The organism is Bradyrhizobium sp. Mp27, from assembly GCF_029953005.1.
GTDB classification, from domain to species: Bacteria; Pseudomonadota; Alphaproteobacteria; order Rhizobiales; family Xanthobacteraceae; genus Bradyrhizobium; species Bradyrhizobium barranii.
This window is the reverse complement of sequence record NZ_JASAUS010000905.1, coordinates 1-217: the sequence shown is the minus strand read 5'-3', so window position 1 is coordinate 217 and position 217 is coordinate 1. Positions and strand designations below refer to the sequence as shown.

1 protein-coding gene is annotated in these 217 nt (G+C 64.5%); it reads right to left on the bottom strand.

The features are described 5' to 3' along the window. A partial coding sequence (locus QJT78_RS52965; RefSeq protein WP_281461028.1) for a transposase occupies nt 1–217 on the bottom strand: 217 nt, incomplete at both ends.

The window sequence follows — 217 nt, the reverse complement described above, 5'->3', positions numbered from 1 at the left end:
CGCCTCAATACGGGCGACAGTGCGCCGTTCGCGATCCCAGGACTTTGCCTTGTGGCGGGTCTCGGTATAGCCACGCAGAACCGGCAGGTTCTCGATGGCGCGTCGGGTGCGGATGTCGTCGGCGACCTCGTCGACTTTTCTGGCGAGAGGCTTGGTGCCGGACAGACCGAAGATGTAGTCGATGCCGTTGGTCTCGCACCACGCCATGGCCTCCGGC